The organism is Shouchella sp. JSM 1781072, assembly GCF_041949915.1.
Classification (GTDB): domain Bacteria; phylum Bacillota; class Bacilli; order Bacillales; family Bacillaceae_D; genus Shouchella.
The window spans coordinates 487,211-505,099 of the sequence record NZ_JBHFQE010000001.1 but is presented as its reverse complement, the minus strand read 5'-3'; the positions used below and the strand labels follow the sequence as shown (position 1 = coordinate 505,099).

The 17,889-nt window shown below is 40.3% G+C and carries 22 protein-coding genes and 1 other annotated feature; of the genes, 2 read left to right on the top strand and 20 right to left on the bottom strand.

The genetic code is table 11. The annotated features are described in order from the left end of the window. The 10 genes from ACE1TH_RS02635 to ACE1TH_RS02590 form a co-directional block, all read right to left on the bottom strand. Positions 1 to 627, bottom strand: a complete 627-nt coding sequence (locus ACE1TH_RS02635) for a uracil-DNA glycosylase (RefSeq protein ID WP_099301370.1) — start codon at positions 625 to 627, stop codon at positions 1 to 3. A 2-nt stretch (positions 628 to 629) separates the two neighbouring features. Then, positions 630 to 764: a hypothetical protein gene (locus tag ACE1TH_RS02630; RefSeq protein ID WP_255223468.1), complete on the bottom strand. Its 135-nt coding sequence runs from the start codon at positions 762 to 764 to the stop codon at positions 630 to 632. A 25-nt stretch (positions 765 to 789) separates the two neighbouring features. After that, complete coding sequence (locus tag ACE1TH_RS02625; RefSeq protein WP_375078326.1) at positions 790 to 1,941, bottom strand: amidohydrolase; 1,152 nt, start codon at positions 1,939 to 1,941, stop codon at positions 790 to 792. A gap of 57 nt (positions 1,942 to 1,998) precedes the next feature. Then, complete coding sequence (locus tag ACE1TH_RS02620) at positions 1,999 to 2,286, bottom strand: AbrB/MazE/SpoVT family DNA-binding domain-containing protein (RefSeq protein WP_099301372.1); 288 nt, start codon at positions 2,284 to 2,286, stop codon at positions 1,999 to 2,001. A gap of 208 nt (positions 2,287 to 2,494) precedes the next feature. Then, entirely contained in the window at positions 2,495 to 2,773 is a 279-nt protein-coding gene (gene rpmA, locus ACE1TH_RS02615; protein ID WP_099301373.1) for a 50S ribosomal protein L27, read from the bottom strand. A 4-nt stretch (positions 2,774 to 2,777) separates the two neighbouring features. Further along, the gene (locus ACE1TH_RS02610; RefSeq protein ID WP_099301374.1) at positions 2,778 to 3,119 is read right to left on the bottom strand and encodes a ribosomal-processing cysteine protease Prp; all 342 of its coding nucleotides are present in this window, start codon (positions 3,117 to 3,119) and stop codon (positions 2,778 to 2,780) included. A 5-nt stretch (positions 3,120 to 3,124) separates the two neighbouring features. After that, the gene (gene rplU, locus ACE1TH_RS02605) at positions 3,125 to 3,433 is read right to left on the bottom strand and encodes a 50S ribosomal protein L21 (RefSeq protein ID WP_099301375.1); all 309 of its coding nucleotides are present in this window, start codon (positions 3,431 to 3,433) and stop codon (positions 3,125 to 3,127) included. Positions 3,434 to 3,445: 12 nt separating this feature from the next. Next, positions 3,446 to 3,519: a sequence feature (ribosomal protein L21 leader region), on the bottom strand. Between the two features lie 55 nt (positions 3,520 to 3,574). After that, positions 3,575 to 5,056 (bottom strand): Rne/Rng family ribonuclease, encoded by a 1,482-nt coding sequence (locus tag ACE1TH_RS02600; protein ID WP_375078325.1) that lies wholly within the window; start codon positions 5,054 to 5,056, stop codon positions 3,575 to 3,577. A gap of 70 nt (positions 5,057 to 5,126) precedes the next feature. Beyond that, positions 5,127 to 5,969 (bottom strand): M50 family metallopeptidase, encoded by an 843-nt coding sequence (locus ACE1TH_RS02595; RefSeq protein ID WP_375078324.1) that lies wholly within the window; start codon positions 5,967 to 5,969, stop codon positions 5,127 to 5,129. Further along, entirely contained in the window at positions 5,962 to 6,684 is a 723-nt protein-coding gene (locus ACE1TH_RS02590) for a M23 family metallopeptidase (protein ID WP_099301378.1), read from the bottom strand. The genes ACE1TH_RS02595 and ACE1TH_RS02590 overlap by 8 nt, the downstream gene beginning before the upstream one ends. 121 nt (positions 6,685 to 6,805) lie before the next feature. Here ACE1TH_RS02590 and ACE1TH_RS02585 point away from each other — a divergent pair, with 121 nt between their 5' ends. Further along, entirely contained in the window at positions 6,806 to 7,723 is a 918-nt protein-coding gene (locus ACE1TH_RS02585) for an aldo/keto reductase (RefSeq protein WP_099301379.1), read from the top strand. Positions 7,724 to 7,788: 65 nt separating this feature from the next. Here the strand turns inward: ACE1TH_RS02585 and ACE1TH_RS02580 are convergent, their stop codons facing one another. Then, on the bottom strand, positions 7,789 to 8,322 hold the full coding sequence (locus ACE1TH_RS02580) for a biotin transporter BioY (protein ID WP_176554274.1): 534 nt from the start codon (positions 8,320 to 8,322) through the stop codon (positions 7,789 to 7,791). A gap of 158 nt (positions 8,323 to 8,480) precedes the next feature. Here ACE1TH_RS02580 and ACE1TH_RS02575 point away from each other — a divergent pair, with 158 nt between their 5' ends. Next, positions 8,481 to 8,936: a cyclic pyranopterin monophosphate synthase MoaC gene (locus ACE1TH_RS02575; protein WP_099301381.1), complete on the top strand. Its 456-nt coding sequence runs from the start codon at positions 8,481 to 8,483 to the stop codon at positions 8,934 to 8,936. A gap of 71 nt (positions 8,937 to 9,007) precedes the next feature. Here the strand turns inward: ACE1TH_RS02575 and minD are convergent, their stop codons facing one another. From minD to ACE1TH_RS02530, 9 genes are all read right to left on the bottom strand, one after another. Beyond that, positions 9,008 to 9,805, bottom strand: a complete 798-nt coding sequence (gene minD, locus ACE1TH_RS02570; protein WP_099301382.1) for a septum site-determining protein MinD — start codon at positions 9,803 to 9,805, stop codon at positions 9,008 to 9,010. Positions 9,806 to 9,837: 32 nt separating this feature from the next. Beyond that, positions 9,838 to 10,524 carry a septum site-determining protein MinC gene (gene minC / locus ACE1TH_RS02565; protein WP_099301383.1) on the bottom strand — a complete coding sequence of 229 codons (687 nt, stop codon included), beginning with the start codon at positions 10,522 to 10,524 and terminating at the stop codon, positions 9,838 to 9,840. Between the two features lie 65 nt (positions 10,525 to 10,589). Further along, complete coding sequence (gene mreD, locus ACE1TH_RS02560; RefSeq protein ID WP_099301384.1) at positions 10,590 to 11,114, bottom strand: rod shape-determining protein MreD; 525 nt, start codon at positions 11,112 to 11,114, stop codon at positions 10,590 to 10,592. Beyond that, positions 11,111 to 12,016: a rod shape-determining protein MreC gene (mreC, locus tag ACE1TH_RS02555; RefSeq protein ID WP_099301385.1), complete on the bottom strand. Its 906-nt coding sequence runs from the start codon at positions 12,014 to 12,016 to the stop codon at positions 11,111 to 11,113. Before mreC ends, mreD begins: the two co-directional genes overlap by 4 nt. Before the next feature lie 11 nt (positions 12,017 to 12,027). After that, positions 12,028 to 13,059 (bottom strand): rod shape-determining protein, encoded by a 1,032-nt coding sequence (locus tag ACE1TH_RS02550; RefSeq protein WP_099301386.1) that lies wholly within the window; start codon positions 13,057 to 13,059, stop codon positions 12,028 to 12,030. A 240-nt stretch (positions 13,060 to 13,299) separates the two neighbouring features. After that, the gene (gene radC / locus ACE1TH_RS02545; RefSeq protein WP_099301387.1) at positions 13,300 to 13,989 is read right to left on the bottom strand and encodes a RadC family protein; all 690 of its coding nucleotides are present in this window, start codon (positions 13,987 to 13,989) and stop codon (positions 13,300 to 13,302) included. A gap of 14 nt (positions 13,990 to 14,003) precedes the next feature. Beyond that, positions 14,004 to 14,585, bottom strand: a complete 582-nt coding sequence (locus tag ACE1TH_RS02540; RefSeq protein ID WP_099301388.1) for a Maf family protein — start codon at positions 14,583 to 14,585, stop codon at positions 14,004 to 14,006. A 136-nt stretch (positions 14,586 to 14,721) separates the two neighbouring features. After that, a complete protein-coding gene (locus ACE1TH_RS02535) occupies positions 14,722 to 16,671 on the bottom strand; it encodes a S9 family peptidase (protein WP_375078323.1) in 1,950 nt (649 codons plus the stop codon). A gap of 136 nt (positions 16,672 to 16,807) precedes the next feature. Continuing rightward, the gene (locus tag ACE1TH_RS02530; protein WP_375078322.1) at positions 16,808 to 17,875 is read right to left on the bottom strand and encodes a hypothetical protein; all 1,068 of its coding nucleotides are present in this window, start codon (positions 17,873 to 17,875) and stop codon (positions 16,808 to 16,810) included. Positions 17,876 to 17,889 lie beyond the last annotated feature (14 nt).

The following is a 17,889-nucleotide window of genomic DNA, read 5'->3' as shown; positions in this document are numbered from 1 at the left end:
TTAATCAACGGTTAGTAGTTGCTTCAGACCTTGCATATCCGCTGCAATTGTTTCTTTCAAATGCTGCCGATAAAATACAGAGGACGGATGATATGTGGGAAAGATTATAAACCAATTGTTGCTGCGTTCGTAAACGCCTTCTTTTGAATAACGTAAAATTTTACTACAAAAAGGCTTTCCATGTTGTTCGTTCACTTTAAACGACGAACCAACAATTCGCTCGAGCGCAATTCTACCTAGCGTCACAATAACTTTGGGGTTAATGTGGTCAATTGTTTCATCTAAAAGGATTGCGTGGGCGTTTATCTCTTTTTTGATTGGCGTTCGATTCCCTCTCTCTTCAATCGGCTTTTGCTGACTTTTGAGGTCTGTTTTATACGGCCTGCTTCGAACCACACTCGTAACAAAGATCTCTTCCCGCGTTAGCTGAATAGATTGCAGGTAGGTTTGGAAACTTTCTGCTGATTGACCTGAAAAAGGTTTTCCTGTGACAATTTCCGTTCTGCCTGGTGCTTCTCCTACAAATAAAACGTCTGCTTGCTCGTTTCCCGCGCCTTCTAAAAAGCCTTCGCATGCATATGGATGCATTCGTCGTTTCGCTTCTTTTATCGTCTCTTCTTTATACATTGTTATCCTCTTCTAGTTTTTACTTGCGCTTGTAGCAAAGCTAATTTTGTAATATACCGTTTCCGTTCACCATCATTAGCCGCACACCAAATCGATTGATAAAGCTCGTTAATCCGATTTTGATCACGATTCACCATTCAAACCTACTTCCCTACTTAGTCTTTACTGCTTAGTATAGACCGCCTCACCATTTATAATCGTTTGTTGGACGACTGAAGTCATCGCAAGAGGATGCTCGCTCCATATGACGATATCGGCATCTTTGCCTTCCTCCAGCGTACCTAATCGATCTTCTATTTGTAAATGCTCTGCCGCATAAACGGTTAATGCTTTTAGCATCGTGTTCTCGCTCACACCATGTTTCAAGGCGTGAGATGCTGTTGTAATCAGATGCTCAATTGGAATAACGGGATGGTCCGTCGTAATTGTAAAGGGGCTACCGATATCGGCAAATCGTTTCACTGTATCCCAGCTTTTATTCGCTAACTCCTGTTTTGACCGCGCCGAAAATGTTGGTCCAATTGTAAAACGATGCCCACTCGCACGTAGTTCATCTACAATTAAATGCCCTTCCGTTACATGCTCAATGGTCATTTTTAGGTTAAATTCTTTTGCAATTCGAATGGCTGTCACAATATCATCCGCTCGGTGGGCATGAATTCGCATTGGCAGTTCCCCTTTTACAACAGGAAGCAATTGCTCCATCCCTAAATCTCTCATGGTGAGTGTGCCTTGCTCTTTTTGTTTCCCATAATCTTGAGCCTTCATTAATTCTTGACGAAGTACAGCTGCAACGCCCATTCTCGTAAGAGGCATTTTCCCTTTAGGGCCGTGGATATTTTTCGGGTTTTCACCGAGCGCCCCTTTCATCGCTGATGGCGACTGCACAATCATGTCTTCCACCGTATTTCCCACTGTTTTAATGACACATGTCTCTCCACCAATGACGTTTGCGCTGCCAGGCAACACTTGCACAGTCGTAATTCCTGCTCTTCTCGCATCAGCAAATCCACTATCTTCTGGGTGAATGCCATCTAGTGCCCGAACTTCCGGTGTACATGGTTTTGTAGTTTCATTAAAATCGTGACCAGCTTTTCCTACGTCTTGTGCATAGACCCCTAGATGCGTATGGACGTCAATCATTCCAGGTGTCACCCATCCCCCTTTCGCATCAATGACTAGCCAATCAGCTTGTCGATCAATTTCTTTTTCTACTTTTACAATTTTTGTTCCTTCTACAAGAATGTCGAACAGCACAACCTCTTCTTGGGTTCCTGTCCAAACCTTCCCATTTACAATAAGTGTTTTTGTCATGTTTTATTCCCCCTAGTGTATGATTTCGACACAAAAAAACCGTTGCCTTCTTTTTGGCTAACGGTGTTTGGAATCCATTCGATCTTGCAATTCTTTAATCAATTGTTCAGCGCCTTCTTTGCTCAAACAAATACTACCATTTGCAAGCATAAGGTTCTCATCTGAACTCTCCCCAGTAATCAAACATGCGCTATAGGGTTGATACTTTTCTAACACAATTTGGTCACCATCAATTAAAATCGCAAGCGGTGTTTTAATTTCTATATTCAACATGCTCCTTAATTCTTTTGGAATAACAATTCGTCCGAGCTGATCTAGTTTTCTTACAATACCTGTTGATTTCACTTCAACGAGTCCTCCTTAACTAATTCCTAATTTTACCTATTTATTCACCATTCTAGTTTACTTCATCTTTTCCTTTTTTTATAGTGTATTTCGACAAAATTAGTGTTAAGTCGCACCTGAATTCCAAAAGCTGCTAGCTTATGTAGTACTTTTTGATCATTTTTCAGATAATGATTTTCGACAAAAAAAACCTTGCGAATGCAAGGTTTTATGCTGGATATACACTTACTTGTTTACGGTCACGGCCAACACGCTCGTATTTAACAACACCGTCCACTTTCGCGAATAGTGTGTCGTCTCCACCTTTACCAACGTTGGTTCCAGGGTAAACACGTGTACCTCTTTGACGAACAAGGATTGATCCTCCCGTTACAGCTTGACCATCGGCACGTTTAGCACCAAGGCGTTTTGAACGAGAATCACGACCGTTTTTCGTACTACCTACTCCCTTTTTCGAAGCGAAAAATTGAAGGTCCATTCTTAACATATCGTCACCTCCTGTCGGTTTCAATACTCATAAATGAGCGATATGATTCTTCCATTGATTGAAGGGATAGCTCCATCCCTTTCAAAAGCAATTGAACATCATCATATGTTTTGGTATCCAGATTTTCTGGAACTTCACAGTGTAAATAGCCACCTTCTGAACCAGCCAAATCAACAACAAGATCCACTCCACACAACGCATGAACAGCATTAATCGCTCCAATTGAAACGGCTGAAGCACCTGCACAAACAATATCTTGTCCATGTGGTCCTGCTTCGGCATGGCCACTCATTGTAAACATGGTAATGTTCTCTTCTTGATCATGGTTAAATTGAATACGTATCATCGGTCTTACCCGTTAATTTTGCCAATAACAACTTTTGTATAAGGTTGACGATGGCCTTGCTTACGACGATAGTTTTTCTTTGCTTTCATTTTGTATACGATAATTTTCTTGTTACGACCGTGTTTTTCAACCGTGCCTGTAACAGATGCACCGTCTACAAATGGAACGCCGACTTTAGCTGAGTCGCCACCTACAAATAGAACTTTATCAAAGCTTACTTCTGCTCCAGCCTCAGCATCTAGTTTTTCAACATAGATCTCTTGACCTTCTACTACTTTGATTTGTTTCCCACCAGTTTCGATAATTGCGTACATCTCTGCACCTCCTCATAACATAAGACTCGCCATTTTAGGCAGGAACACGTCCATTTAACACCTAATCCGCGCGGTTGTAAGTTCATTGGGTGCTACCAAATCACTAACACACATCATCATAGCATAAGATTTGATCCACTGTCAATCACTGATCGCAAGGCTTTTAAGTCGTTCCTTCGCAGATTCATAATCTCCGTGAAACATTACTTCATATGGTTTCCTGCTGCTTAACGAATGGGTTTCCACGAAATAAATGCGTGCATCCATCCATGCCTCTAATCGTTTTAACACAGCTTCATCGTTTTCATAAAAAAGCTCCCTAATCGATGAATGAGCCCCAATAATGATACACGCTTCACCACGATAGCCGACTAATTCATTTTCTAATTGAAATGCGTGACCAAAATCCGTGAGAACGCGTCCGCTCCCATGACAGGTTGGGCATGGTTCTTGCATTCCTTCTGCTATCGGTCGCGCTGTTTTTTTTCTCGTTAATTCAAGCATGCCAAGCTTTGTAAACCCTTTAACACTCGTCTTCACTAAATCTTGTTCAAGCTCTTTCTCCACTAGTGTCACGATTCTCTTTTGCGCACGCTCGTTTTCCATTTCAATAAAATCAATTAAAATCATTCCGCTATAATTGCGCAACCGTAATTGACGGCAAATTTCTATCGCCGCTTCTTGGTTCACTTCAATGGCCATAGCGAACTTATCCTTTTTTTTCTTATACTTGCCAGAGTTAATATCTACAACGGTTAGAGCCTCGGTCTCATCAAAAATTAAGTAACCACCATTTTTGAGCCACACATGACGCCTTAATGCTTTGTCCAGCTGCTTCTCAACTGTCGAAAAAACATCCTCGTTGCCTGGAACTAAACGGACTCGATCTTTTAACGAAGCAGGGAGCAACTGCTGGACGAGCTTAAAATCATCATAATGATCAACAACCCACTCATGGAGTTCTTCTTTCGATTGACGTTTCACTAACTGTTCAATTAGGGATGATCCTTGATACAGTCGATACGGAATTTGATCTTGATGGGTTTGTGTCTTCTGCCACAAAGCGCGTAAAAACCTTAATTCCTCGCTTATTTCGTCAATCGAGGTACCGCTTCCTTGCGTACGGACGATAACCCCTTCACCTTCTTTTAATAATGGCGAGATTTTCTCTTTCAATTCTTGTCTTTTGTTTTCATCGTCAATTTTTTTTGATATCGACACTTCTTGACCAGCTGGTAAGTAGACGATCCCATGGCCAGGTAAGGAAATGATTTCGGTTAATCTTGGTCCTTTTGTCCCGTCACTTTCTTTTGTTACTTGAACGATTAATTCTGTCCCTGCTTTTAAGTATTGGGCGATAGACAGCTCGTCTTTTCCCTCACGTTGATCTTTTTGAAAAGCATAAAGCTCGTCTCGATGTAAAAAGCCATTTTTATCGCTTCCGATATCAATGAATGCTGCCTGCATATTCGGTATAACTTTCTCTACTTTCGCTTTATAAACTGAACCGATAAGATGAGGAATGAACTCACTCTCAATCGTCCACTCCACAGCCTTCTCTTGATCAACCAAAACTGCTTCTCTTTTTAAAGCTGTTTGTTTCATTAAAATCGTTTTCGTCATATCCAATCGTTGCTCCTTTTTCACTCCCTTTCAGTTTAAAGGATGATAAAAAAAAGGACAACACTCTCCGCTAGCTTTTCGGAATGGTATGCAAAGGCACGTGACCGCCTTCACGAAAGTAGACATCTAATAAAGCTTGCAGTGAAAAGGTTGTTTGATTGGTTCCGTCTTTTACGACGACTGTATGTACTGCATTTTTTTTAATTTTTTCAACGACGGTTTTGATCGTCGCCTGTTTCTCAACAAGGATAGGGACAGCGTGATTCGACGTATAATCCTCTTTTTTCGCCATTAAAAAACGGATAAACCGATATTCTCTTTGCTTATACTCTAAAATGAGTGTAAGGAGTAAAAAAGAGAAAATCATGATGAGATTGAGCTGCATGGAATAAAAAACGACGAAAAGAAACCCACTAAACAAAAAAATACTTGATGTTACGAAAGAAAGTTTTATCGCTTGTTTGTAAGGAACCAACTTGTAAAAAAGCAGTTGAATTAGTCTTCCACCATCTAGCGGATGAATAGGGATTAAATTAAAGAGTAAGATCGCGATATTATGACTAACAAAAAGTTGATGATCTTGATAAAGCCAAACATCAGAAAAATGATACAGGCCATAGGACAAAGCAATCATCCAAATATGTTGTGCTGGTCCCCAAAGAACAATAAAGCATTCTTCTCGAGCAGGTGGAATACCTTTTGGTTCTAACACAGCAGCACCACCAAAAGGTAATAATTCTATTTTTAAGATTTTCCACCCAAAGCGATGCGCCATCCAGACATGACCCATTTCATGGATAAGTACAATCACAAGAAGCATTACGACCTCTTTAAATCGTCCAGTTATGACACCCATTGCAATAATGAGCCAAAAAAGCGGATGAATGTGGACTTTTTTTAAGAGATTAATCAAAGTTGATCACTGTGCTCGGATCAATGTAATCGCCATCCTGTTTTAAACCAAAGTAAAACATGCCCGCTTGCTCTTCATCCGCTTCAACAACAGAGCCAATAACTGCTCCTTTTGAAAGAATGTCGTAAGGCCGTACATTCACATCATCTAGCATCCCATACACTGAAACAGTTCCATCTTGATGCTGAAGTTCTACAACTTGCCCTGAGGCATCCTCTCCCTCGTAAAGTTCGATGACATGACCGCCTTTAACAGCTTTAACGTCTTCTCCTAGGCCTGTTTCAAGTAAAATGCCTTTTCTGTCTTTAGAAAAACTTTCCTTAATCGTCCCTGAAGCTGGCAAGGCATAATTGACCACATCATCCGATCCCTCTTGCATTCTTTGATCAGGAAGTAGCGCTAAAGGAGAACCAAACACGCTTTCAAAATATGAAGATACCGCCGCAAACTGAAAATGTTCCTCAAACGCCTGGTCTACTACCGCCTGTACACTGTCTAAATTTCGATGGTTGCCGTCATACACAATCCCTATCGCAAAGAATAAACAACCAGCAATCACAAGCTGTAGTAGAACCTTATGGAAACGAGTTGATTCAGGTTTTTGTTCAGCGAACTTGTCTAAGCCAGGACGCGTTGCTGAAGAAGTATTTGGAGCGCTTTCTTTTTGTTTTTGTTTGGAAGCAATTTGTTTTTCAATTTGTTTTCTTCGATCCACTTAGAACCCTCCCCGTTACTTATCGCAAATCTATACATTCCATCTTATGACTTGTCCTGTTCATCTATTCAGATTAATACTAAAATAATTGGGGAATAGTTCTTCCATAAGGAGTGATCGTATGAAAAAAAATCAATTAGGAAACTCTTCTCTATTTATTAGTGAATTAGGATTAGGTGGCATGTCGCTCGGGACAGATTGGAACAAAGCAACTGCCATTGTAGATGAAGCAATTGATTTAGGCGTGAATTACATTGATACAGCGGATTTATATGATTTTGGCGAGAACGAGAGCATTATTGGTCAAGCCATTCAAGGGAAAAGAGACCAGCTCATTATTGGCACAAAAGCAGGCAATCGATTTGAGAAAGGAAAAGATGGTTGGGAGTGGGATCCTTCAAAAGCCCATATCAAACAAGCTGCAAAAGATAGCTTGGTTCGCTTAAAGCTTGATTATATTGACCTCTACCAATTACATGGTGGTACTATCGATGACCCGATCGACGAAACCATCGCCGCTTTCGATGAATTAAAAAAAGAAGGATATATTCGTGAATATGGTATTTCGTCGATTCGACCCAATGTCATTAAAGAGTATGTTGAACGTTCTTCGATTGTTTCCGTGATGATGCAGTATAGTTTATTAGACCGCCGTCCGGAAGAGTACTTCTCCTATTTACAGGAAAATGACGTAAGCGTCATTACGCGAGGCTCACTTGCAAAAGGAATCTTGAGTGATCGAACGTTGAAGTCGGTGGATGCTGCAAAAGATGGATATTTATCGTACTCCACTAAAGAACTCGCTCAGTTAAAAGATATTCTTATGCAGAACTACGCACGTGCACATTCCATGAACGGACTGGCTTTCAACTATTGCTTATCTCATAAACCTGTTGCAAGCGTCATTGCAGGTGCAAGCAGCATTGAACAAGTTCGCCAAAATGTTCAAGCTGCTCAAAGTGAATCATTAACAGAAAAAGAAATCGATAATCTTGCGCGGATAACCAAACAAGACGAGTATTCACAACACCGCGTTTAAGAACGGTTAAGACAAAAAACTTCCTCATTGATTTCGGTCAGAGGAAGTTTTTTTGTATTCAATTGTTATATTGTTGGCATTGCTTTTAACACCCGTAGCGTGATAACGGTTGCCAATAGCGCTTTTACCACATCTCCAGGAATGTAAAAGACATTTAACCAGAGCGCTTCTCCAAAGCCCATCCCAGAAGTAGCAGCAAGGTAACTTGCTCCACATACATATAAAACGCCTAGGCCAAACAAAAGGTTTATGCTAAACACCTTGATAAACGACTTATGTTTCAGCCTTGTCACACAGAAACCAATTCCAAAAGCCACAACAGCCCATCCAAATATGTACCCACCAGTCGGACCAAAGAGAAATCCAATCCCTCCTCGTCCACCGGCTAGTAACGGAAGCGAACAAGCAACCAGAAAAATAAATAACAGTACGGATAGACCGCCACGTTTTCCACCTAGCACCCCACCAATCATCATTGGTGCGACTGATTGAATTGTAATCGGTACCGGAGAAATAGGTAGCGGAATAGGTGGTATAACCCCTAAGACAGCAAGGACAGCCGTCATCATAGAAATTTTTGTTAAATCTTTAATCCCCATCGCAATCTTCCTCATTCTTTTTTCTTTTACATTATCGAATTGACGTTTTATTGTCAACTTAATTTTTATAAGGTTAACAATGAGGGGCTTATCTTGACGCCAGCTGGTTAAGTCGATTATCATAATAGGTATAGATACGTCGAGAAAAGAGGGGTAGGATGAGGCGAAGGCACGAAGTAGATCATAGTGGCTTTATTGATATTTCTTCAATGACTTCAGCAAAACAACATGCGTTTGCAAAATCAAGCGTTCAGATCGATAAAGAGCTTTACGAAAAATTACAACATGGCGATCTGAAACATAAACAAGTTTTAGAAAACGCGCGGTTTGCTGGCATTATGGCTGCTAAACATACATCAACGCTTCTTCCTAATAATCACTCAAAAGCGTTAACGTACATAGATATTTCGTTTCATTGGGAAGTACATTCAGGCAGCTGGGAACTCATTATTGAAGTCGAAGTAAAGGCAAAACATGCTTTACCGGTTCACACAGAGGCAATGACCGCGGCTTCGATTTCGGCTTTGGCTGTTTACGATCTTTGTCAACAGGACTCTCAATCGATCGTCTTAGGTCCAACTTACCTCTCTCGAAAAGGAAACCAAAGAGCGTAAAGCGCTCTTTATTTTTTTGAAAAAAGCAGCTGCCGAGGATTCTCCTCAGTAGCTGCTTTTTCTAAACTTATCTATCGTACACCAAACAATCGTTTTATTTTCGTAAACATCGTTGTCGATTCTTCAAGTGACATAAGAGGAATTGTTTCACCTAAAATGCGTCGTGCAATATTGCGATAGGCAATAGACGCTTTGCTTGTAGAATGAAGCGCAATTGGCTCCCCTTTATTCGAATGTTTAATCACTTGGTCATCATCAACAACAATGCCAATTAAATCAATCGCTAAGATTTTCGTAATCTCATCAACATCAAGCATTTCGCCGTTCTTAACTAGATGGGTTCGAATACGGTTGATAACTAACCTCGGTCGTTCAATCTTTTCTTGCTCAAGAAGTCCAATGATTCGATCCGCATCTCTGACGGAGGAAACTTCTGGTGTTGTGACAACAATTGCTTTATCCGCACCTGCTACTGCATTCCGGAAACCATGTTCAATTCCTGCTGGACAATCGATAATAACAAAATCATATTCTTGTTTCAATTCATCTACAAGACGTTTCATTTGTTCAGGCAAGATATCCGTTTTATCTTTCGTTTGCGCTGCTGGCAATAAATATAAGTTGCCATCAAAACGTTTATCTTTAATAAGCGCTTGATGCAAATCACAATTTCCTTCAACAACGTCAACTAAATCAAAAATGATTCGGTTCTCTAAACCCATTACAACATCAAGATTTCGTAAGCCGATATCCGCATCAATTAAACAAACTTTTTTTCCTTCTAGAGCAAGCGCAGTTCCAATGTTTGCAGATGTAGTTGTTTTACCTACACCGCCCTTACCACTTGTAATTACAATTGCATCGCCCACGCTTATATCCCCTTTCTCTCGTACGATTCAAATTAAGAAACAGCTTCTGCTTCTTTTAAACCTCTAATCTCAACATCAAATAATCGTTGAACTTTTGTTAATGCAATCTCACCACTATCGTCTTCAATATATGCTGCTTGCATGCTTGTATCTTCAACGACTTCATCTGCAAAGTGAATCATCTGTTCATGAATATGTAAGCTTGTTGGCGACATATAGCTTGCACAAATGAACGCGCTTGTTTTTCCTTCATATCCTGCGTGTGCTTTCCCTTTTAATTCACCGATAATATAAATATTACCAGTAGCCATTAAGCAGCCGCCAGGATTAATATCACCAATTAACAAAACGTTCCCTTTCATTTTGACGACTTGACCTGATCGAATCATTCTCGTAAGTGTCGCCGTTTGCACTTCTTCTTGCATCTCTTTCGCTTTTTCGACAGTCATAACATTTGAATGATAATGATGTACGCGTAAGTGACTATTAGAAGTAATGATGGATTCGATAATCTTGCGATCGGCTTCTGTCAATAAACGGTTCCCTAAATCAATTTGTACGTAAACAATTGGATCATCTTTCTCACTCTTATAATAATCAGAGGACAGTTTTTCACGTAAATCGTCAATTAACTGCTCAAATGAACAACGATCATCAAATAAGAAAATAAGCCCATCCTTTGTTCCTTTAATTGTTACCAGTGATTTCACTTGTGACATTCACATTCACCTCTACTAACTCCCATTGTAACAATAGATTCCACGTTCAACACATAATTCCTGCTTTAACGATTACGAAAGCTCGCTTGCTCATTGACATAGTCCGCTAATTTTCTAAACGGTAGTACAAGTAAGATTGCAAATGCACTATTTAAGACAAGGGTCGGAATTAATCGATTCAAAAAGAAATCTCCACCTGTCATTGACGTTACACTTAAAATATAAAATAAACCATACTGAAAATACTCAAATAGAAACACAGCTGACACACATAGTAGAACGGCCCATAGCGCCGATTCTTTCACTGCTTTTAAAGGAACGGCTGCTAAATATCCTAGACAAGCAAATCCAAACATGTAGATACCTAAGTAATTTGTATAGACCACATCGTAAAGTAAGCCGAAAGCAAGTCCATAGATTAACGCGACTTGCTTTCCAGAATATAAGCCTACTAAAACAATGGTCATTAACACTAACCTTGGAACAACATATTGCGTCGCCTCTGTGTAATTAGCGAGCATATATGGAAGGAGAGAACCTTCTATAACGAATAGAAAAACAAGGACGATCGAAAAGTACGTTCGACTCATTCTCCGTCACCTTCTTCGTCCTCTTCTAGCTCTTCTATATCTGTATCCATACTTGGCAAATGTCTTTGTACCACAAACACGTAGTCAAGCGTTGAGAAATCAGCAGTCGGTTCAATGTAAATGTTTTGCGAAAGGCCAAATTCATCTACTTCTACTTCAACCACCTCACCGATTAACAACCCTGAAGGGTACACATCACCTAAACCAGAAGTTGTGACCATCTCACCTTCTGAAATTTCCACGTCAATGTCAACTTTCCGCATAATTAATCGGTCTTCTGCTACATCATAGCCTTCGATAAAGCCCATTGCCGGATCTTGATCGCCCTCTTCAACCAATACTTGTGCAGACACAAGATTTGTTGGGTCATTATCACTTAATAACTGTACATATGAGGTGAATTTGCTTGAATCATTGATTTTCCCAACAAGCCCACCTTGCGAATCAATTACAGCCATATCGTCTGTTACTTCATCTGTTTCACCGCGGTTAATGCCAATATACTGTTCCCACGCATCTGGAGAGCGATTAATGACAACTGCTGAAATACGCGAGTAGTCACTTAGCGTTTCGTCGATTTCCAACATTCCTCTTAACCGCTCATTTTCCTCATCTAGTAAATCTTTCTGAACCGATAGTTGCGCATATTCCTCTAGTCTTGTGCGTAGTAAGCGATTTTCGTCATATACGTGGATGATTTCACTTACGTTTTCATAGATCCCCCCGAAAAAATGTGCAGGAGCCGACACAAGGTTTTGAACCCAACCAACCGCATCGCGCATAATTTGTTCAGGTTGGGATAAATTTCGGTCATCTCTCATTGTAAAGCCAATTAGCGCCATTAAAAAAATGATACTCACTAATAGGACGATAAGCTTTTTGTTAGAGAAAAAAGATCGCATTCCCTATCCCTCTATTTCCAATTTGATCGAGCTGAACCTGCTTTAGTACGGAATAAATGGATATTCTCCAACGCTCTTCCCGTTCCGATTGCTACACAATCAAGCGGCTCTTCAGCAACAATTACAGGCATATTTGTTTCTTCACTTAACACTTTGTCCAAGTTTCTCAGGAGAGCCCCTCCACCTGTTAGAACAATACCACGATCCATAATATCAGCAGCAAGCTCTGGCGGAGATTGTTCAAGCGTATCTTTTACAGCTTCAATAATCGTATCAACTGTATCTGATAAAGCACCAGAAATTTCTGCTGACGTTACCGAAATGGTTTTAGGAAGGCCTGTTAACAAGTCGCGACCGCGAATGTCCATATCTTGGTTTTCTTCATCATCAGAACTTGCCGAACCAATTTCTAATTTAAGCGTTTCTGCTGTGCGTTCCCCGATCATTAGGTTGTACGTCTTTTTCACATATTGGATAATCGCATCGTCCATTTCGTCGCCTGCCACACGAATTGATTGACTTGTTACAATCCCACCTAATGAAATAATTGCGACTTCCGTTGTTCCGCCACCAATATCAACAACCATACTTCCTGTTGGTTCCCATACTGGTAAATTTGCGCCAATTGCCGCAGCAAATGGTTCTTCTAGTGTGTACGCTTCTTTTGCCCCTGCTTGCTTCGTCGCATCTTCAACTGCACGTTTTTCAACTGCAGTAATCCCCGACGGAACACAAACCATAACCGCAGGCTTACGGCTAAACATCGAACTGTTTTTCATCGCTTGTTGAATAAAATGTTTAAGCATCGTTGCTGTTGTATCAAAATCTGCAATTACGCCGTCTTTCATCGGTCTAACTGCCACAATGTTCCCAGGTGTTCGACCAATCATTTTTTTTGCATCATCCCCAACAGCTTGAATCGAATTTGTGTCTGTTCGTAACGCAACAACAGATGGTTCACGTAGAACAATCCCTTTTCCTTTTGTATAAACAAGTGTATTTGCTGTACCTAAATCAATTCCAATATCTCTGCTTCCAAACATGTATGTATACTGTCTCTTCCGCTTTTATCAATGCGACCTAAAAATAGACAGATATCCTCCCTTTATTTCACGTAGGTTCGTGGTTTCTCAATCCATTTATAAATGATGCGCGTGCTTTCGCTACGTTTTGACATCACTATAACCTAAACTCATACCCTTTATTATATCGAAATGTACGCAAAAAAAATAGCCTTAAAGTTCCCCAGGCAAAAAAAAATCATTTCATGTTTGTCGTTATTTTTACATACTTATAAAACCTCGTTCTTTTAGACTAATAAAGTTCGCTTCGTCGCCAATAATAATATGATCCAATAAAGTAATACCGAGAATTTTCCCAGCTTCATACAGCCTTTTTGTCACACTAATGTCTTCTGGACTCGGTGAAGGATCCCCACTAGGATGATTATGAAGACAAATAACAGCAGCGGAAGAAGTACGAAGCGCTTCTTTAAATACTTCTCGCGGGTGGACAATACTTGCATTTAAACTGCCAATAAAAACAGTTTTTTGCTTTATTACATAATTTTTTGTATTTAAATAAAGCACAACGAAATGCTCTTGATGAATGCCCACCAGGTCATCGACCACTAGCTGCACCGCATCATCTGGTGAAGAAACCACTCGTTTTTCACCTTTTCCCTCACGTAAGATGCGTTTGCCTAGTTCAATGGCGGCGGATAACTCAATCGCTTTTGTTTCACCAATTCCTTTTACGAGCTTCATTTCTTCTAGAGACGCCTCGCTTAATGCAGTCAGTGTTTTATACGTTGAAAGCAAGGTTGAAGCGACGTGTAGTGCAGAATAGTGTTTCGTACCGGTTCGTAACATAATGGCAAGTATTTCTTGGTTTGAGAGTGCTTTTGCCCCCTCTCGAAGGAATCGTTCTCGGGGGCGTTCTTGAAGTGGAACATCACGAATAATAATCGACACGCTGATCGCTCCTTTTACGAAGGAATGTTGGGGTAAATGTGAAACGCGGACAATGCTTGAATTGTTTTTACTAAAGGTAAGCCAACAACCGTGTAATAATCGCCTTTTATTTCTGAAACAAATAATGCACCTAAACTTTGAATCCCATAAGCACCTGCTTTATCTATCCATTCATCCGTTTGTAAATAACGCTCTAAAAAGGATTCATCGATCGTCGTCATCGTCACAGATGTGGTTTCTGAAAAATGGACCGAATGATCTTGACTTATAATGGCTACACCAGTAGACACAGCGTGAGTTGAATGAGATAAAGCCTGTAGCATATGCTTGGCTTCTTGCTTTGATTTTGGTTTCCCTAAATGCTCGCCATTTAACGAAACAATTGTATCTGCAGCAAGAACCACGTGTTGAGGAAATTGGTTCGCGACCGCTTCTGCTTTTCTTTTTGCTAACGTACAGACTGCTTCTTCAACCGTTTGATGTTCATGAAGCGTTTCATCAACATCACTTGAAAATACGGTAAATGGAATACGACATTGCTTAAGGAGTTCGCTTCGCCTTGGGGAACTTGAAGCTAATAGGAGGGATGGATTCATGGGACACCTCTACTTTTTTTCTTTATTGTACAAGTGTTAGCATTAGTTTACCAATAATTGCGTATAAAAAACAAGCATCATTTCCAGAAAATGAAAAAACAAGAAGACTCAATAAGCCTCCTTGCTACACAATTCTTTATATTTTTAAATAGCGCTCAAACCAGCCGAGAATGGCTTCTAATCGCTCAATCCTTAAATTAGGCTTTCCACTTCTCGATAATTCATGGTTTGCTTCAGGAAAACGTATCAATCGTGTGTCTTTCCCAAGACGCTTTAACGCGATAAATAACTGTTCGCCTTGTTCAATTGGACACCTTAAATCGTTCTCGCCATGTAAAATTAACAACGGCGTTTCAACGTGCGCGACGTATTTTAAGGGAGAATGATTCCACAACGTTTCGATGTCATCTAGTTCTGCTTTTATTTGCCAATCGGAAAAATAATAACCAATATCACTAACACCATAAAAACTGATCCAATTAGAAATCGAGCGTTGTGTCACTGCTGCTTTAAAACGATTCGTATGTCCGACAGCCCAGTTTGTCATAAACCCGCCGTAACTCCCGCCGGTCAGACCTATCCTTGCTTGATCAATCCACGTATGGGTTTCAACAGCGTGATCAAGAATCTCCATAAGATCTTTGTAATCACCACCTCCATAGTCTCCTCTTACCGCATCAACAAAGGTTTGACCATAGCCATGACTTCCGCGTGGATTTGTATAGAGCACACCATATCCTTTCGCCGTTAGCATTTGAAACTCGTGAAAATACGTATTGGCATACATCGCATGCGGGCCACCGTGCACTTCTACGATTAAAGGATACGGTTGTCCATCTTCATAATTGATTGGCTTCATTAACCAACCTTCTACAAACGAACCATCTTCACGATTTAAATGAAACGGTTCAGGAACAGAGAAGGAAGTCGTCTGCTCGACCTTCTGATTAAAGGTTGTTAGTCGTTCTAACTCTTCCTCTTGTTGATTGACATGATAAAATTCGCTCGGTTCCTCAACACGACTATGCGTTACATATAATTCATTCTCAGAGAAATCAAAGCCGTTAATATGCGCATCCGTGCTCGTTTGTTTTTCTTTTTCACCGGATAAAGCAAAGCGCCACACATTGACGGCTCCTCTGTTAGAAACCAAACTGTAAACGGCATCCCCATCATTAGAAAATCGAATCCCATTTGATCCGTTCTGTTGAAGAAAATCACCAATTGCACCATCACCTAAATACTGATCAAAATCTTCCGTTACATTCGAAACAGTTCCTGTCTCTAAATGATATATAACGAGATTCGGCAATGTTGCATTTTCATATTCACGTTGATGACTAAGCAATGCCACTGCTTGTCCATCTGGAGAAAATGCCCCACCTGTAATGACGTGAGGTTCTTTCGTCACTTGTTGTTCCTCATTTGTATCCATATTTAGCATGTAGACATGGGAAGTAAACGAAAAATCTTTGTTATCCAAACGGTCACTTGTAAACAAAAGATGCTTTCCATCAGCGGAATAGTCGAGTAGCTGGCTATCTTCTTTTTCACTTGTTAACCATTGCTGCTTATTCGTTGTCAAATCAATGTGACCGATACGAACAGTGCTCTCATCATACAAGCCTCTTGCATCGGATTTATACTTCATCCGATCAACAACAAGTGGTTGTGGCTTATTCTCTTCTTTTGTCGTTTCTTTATACAAAGCGGAATAAACAATCGATCTACCATCTGCTGCCAAGGCATACGTTTGTACCCCTTGCTTTTCATCGGTTACTTGTTTTTCTTGTGCCAAACCTCGTTTCACAAACACTTGCTTTTTCTTGCCATCTACACTGGCGAGATATGTATAGCCATCACCGGATGGTAACCACTTTGGCGAGACGTAACTTCCTTTTCCAAAAGTTAATTGCGTTGGTTTTTCACTCGTTTTTAAATTTACAACATATAAATGCGATTCATATGCATTCTCTTCTTCTTTTAATTCCGTCACAACGACTATCGCTTGGTTGCCGTCTGGAGAAATAACGGGATTTGTAACGGTTTTTAACTGATACAATGAACTTGCGGTTAATTCTTTCACTGGTTTCCCTCCCTTTTTATTGAGTATACCGAAATCTTTCGGCTGACGAAAGAAAAACCTTTCTCAAAAGTCATGCAATTTAAAAAGCGCTCCGATAATCAGCCCTTTACAAGATGTTATCGAAAACGCTATTTGTTTAGACTTCATTAATTGATGTTAGCACTTCTTCATACTCCACAATGAGCTCAAGCAGTCCTTGTTGGACATGTTCAAGTGCTTCATGATTGTTTGACGCTTGATAGTCGTTCAGCGCACTCGCAGCGGTAAATAACGTATCCGCGTAACGTAAACTATTTTCTTTTGCTAATTCATTCATCTGTGAAAAAGCCACGTCTCGTGAATTGCGCAATTGTTCAACAGATTGATTTAATTGTGATAGATTGTCTTCATTAATGGATCCACTTTCGTTTGCGACCATTAATTCAGACGAGACGCTGCTTAAGAAATGGTAAACCGCATTTGCATTTGTATACCAAGTAGCTGCATCTTCCCCACCAACAGTCACTTCTCCTCCTTCAACTGTGTACGTTTTTACATAAGTTTCCTGACCGTTATCGCCAAAATAATCGCTTAATTTCGTTCCTTTTGTTTGATCATTCGCCACACCTAAGAACATGTATTGACTCTCTGCACCAGGAATTAAGACAGCGGGGAATCCTTTATCCTTTGTTTCATCTACGACTTGTTGAGCGGTATCTATATCGGTAAACGCGGCTCCTTGAACAACATCAACATGAAGGCTAGGAAAGGAAACATCGGTGTATACTGTTGCTTGCGCTGGCAAAGCAGCTTCGCTATAGCCCGTATCATCATTAATAAAAAATTGAAAAACCACTACGCCTAACCCTAACCCAACAATTACGGCAGACATCACTGCACCAATGATTGGCCAAGGAAGGTTGAGCTGAATTTTATTTTTTCGGTTTTTAGGTGGAAGTTTTGGCGCTCGCGAACGATCCCCATCATCCCAAAACGGTTCGTTGCCCGTTTTCTTTGTTTTTAACTTGTCCGTAAAATCAATGACTTTATCTCTTTTTGGCTCGAAATCGTCGTCTTGCTGATTTGGTACCTGCTCTTCGTCAGTAGGTTCATCCCAACTACAAACTTCAATTGGATTATGCGATTCATTGTCGGGTGCAGGACGATTTGATTTTTTGTTTGATTGAGAGAATTTAAAATTCATCGTATGCTTTTGATCACTCATGAATAAACACCCCT

Coding starts and splice junctions, on each gene's coding strand:
- ACE1TH_RS02635 (WP_099301370.1), bottom strand. CDS start 627: ATGTATAAAGAAGAGACGATAAAAGAAGCGAAACGACGAATGCATCCA.
- ACE1TH_RS02630 (WP_255223468.1), bottom strand. CDS start 764: ATGGTGAATCGTGATCAAAATCGGATTAACGAGCTTTATCAATCGATT.
- ACE1TH_RS02625 (WP_375078326.1), bottom strand. CDS start 1,941: ATGACAAAAACACTTATTGTAAATGGGAAGGTTTGGACAGGAACCCAA.
- rpmA (WP_099301373.1), bottom strand. CDS start 2,773: ATGTTAAGAATGGACCTTCAATTTTTCGCTTCGAAAAAGGGAGTAGGT.
- ACE1TH_RS02610 (WP_099301374.1), bottom strand. CDS start 3,119: ATGATACGTATTCAATTTAACCATGATCAAGAAGAGAACATTACCATG.
- rplU (WP_099301375.1), bottom strand. CDS start 3,433: ATGTACGCAATTATCGAAACTGGTGGGAAACAAATCAAAGTAGTAGAA.
- ACE1TH_RS02600 (WP_375078325.1), bottom strand. CDS start 5,056: ATGACGAAAACGATTTTAATGAAACAAACAGCTTTAAAAAGAGAAGCA.
- ACE1TH_RS02585 (WP_099301379.1), top strand. CDS start 6,806: ATGAAAAAAAATCAATTAGGAAACTCTTCTCTATTTATTAGTGAATTA.
- ACE1TH_RS02580 (WP_176554274.1), bottom strand. CDS start 8,322: ATGGGGATTAAAGATTTAACAAAAATTTCTATGATGACGGCTGTCCTT.
- ACE1TH_RS02575 (WP_099301381.1), top strand. CDS start 8,481: ATGAGGCGAAGGCACGAAGTAGATCATAGTGGCTTTATTGATATTTCT.
- minC (WP_099301383.1), bottom strand. CDS start 10,524: ATGTCACAAGTGAAATCACTGGTAACAATTAAAGGAACAAAGGATGGG.
- mreD (WP_099301384.1), bottom strand. CDS start 11,114: ATGAGTCGAACGTACTTTTCGATCGTCCTTGTTTTTCTATTCGTTATA.
- mreC (WP_099301385.1), bottom strand. CDS start 12,016: ATGCGATCTTTTTTCTCTAACAAAAAGCTTATCGTCCTATTAGTGAGT.
- ACE1TH_RS02550 (WP_099301386.1), bottom strand. CDS start 13,059: ATGTTTGGAAGCAGAGATATTGGAATTGATTTAGGTACAGCAAATACA.
- ACE1TH_RS02540 (WP_099301388.1), bottom strand. CDS start 14,585: ATGAATCCATCCCTCCTATTAGCTTCAAGTTCCCCAAGGCGAAGCGAA.
- ACE1TH_RS02530 (WP_375078322.1), bottom strand. CDS start 17,875: ATGAGTGATCAAAAGCATACGATGAATTTTAAATTCTCTCAATCAAAC.